Origin of the sequence: Enterobacter sp. 148H3, assembly GCF_034107425.1 — a bacterium.
GTDB classification, from domain to species: domain Bacteria; phylum Pseudomonadota; class Gammaproteobacteria; order Enterobacterales; family Enterobacteriaceae; genus Enterobacter; species Enterobacter vonholyi.
Genome location: NZ_JAWNEI010000048.1, coordinates 1 through 1,035, shown reverse-complemented (window position 1 = coordinate 1,035; position 1,035 = coordinate 1). Strand labels below are relative to the sequence as shown.

At 59.8% G+C, this 1,035-nt stretch carries 1 protein-coding gene; it reads right to left on the bottom strand.

The genetic code is table 11. The features are described from left to right. Nucleotides 1-48: 48 nt before the first annotated feature. The gene (gene virB11 / locus USH94_RS22450; protein WP_320731355.1) at nucleotides 49-1,035 is read right to left on the bottom strand and encodes a P-type DNA transfer ATPase VirB11; all 987 of its coding nucleotides are present in this window, start codon (nucleotides 1,033-1,035) and stop codon (nucleotides 49-51) included.

Genomic DNA, 1,035 nt, shown 5'->3' with positions numbered 1-1,035 from the left:
GAGGAGCAGCCCGCCAGGAGGACGGCCAGCGCCGTCAGGCCGGTCAGTTTAGGCAGCATCATTGAAACTCTCCTTCATGGCCTGCATGTGCAGGGGTTTAAAATAGACGTCGTTCATGCGGCGCACGTTGCCGTGAACGTCCACGCTCGCGATAACGTCAACGCAGTGCAGAACCTTGCGCAGCAGAACGTCAACCGGCATCCCCCGGCACGCCGGGTGCTCATAGCAGCGGTCAATCAGCCCGGAGATACACTCGCGGGGGCTACCCGCGTGAAGGGAGGACATAAACCCCTCGTGCCCGGACTCAATCAGCTTGAGGGCATCCCACGCCTCGCGCCCGCGGACTTCGGCAAGCAGCGGGCGGTCGGGGTTCATACGGTAGATGGCGCGCACCAGACGATCGGAGGTGACGATCGCTCCCTCCCCTGCGTCTGCCGGATAGAACAGGTGAACGTAGTTTTTCTGGCTGTAAAACTTCAGCTCCGGGTTGTCCTCGATAGTGATAAGGCGCAGCCAGTCCGGGATGTAGCGCAGCAGCATCTTCATGTAAGTGGTTTTTCCCGAACCGGTTTCCCCCACCACAAAGAGCGTTTTGCCGTACTCGACGCACTTTTCCATAAATAGCGGGATATTCCCGCTCTGATAGAGCGCGCTAAGCTCGTCGTCTCTGGATACCACCTTCTCAATACCCTTTACCCGATCATAAAAACCGTCATCGATGTACGACTGATGCGTGCGCTGGAAATAATCCGGCTTACGCAGGGTGATCGAGATGGTGTTGCGCTCGCAGGCCGGGGGCACGACTATCTGGCAGCGTTCCCCGGTCGGCAGCGTGGCCGAGAGGATGGGCGAGGTATCATCAATGGTGTCGTTATTCCACACGGCCAGCGCCCTGGCAAAGGACGAGCACTGGCGCAGCGTGACCGGCGAGGCGTGCATTTCCCAGCGCCCGTTAATTTTTGTGTGGATCTCGCCGGGGCGGTTGATGGCGATCTCCGTCAGCCCCTCCCGGCTCAGGTAGTCCCCGAACAGCAG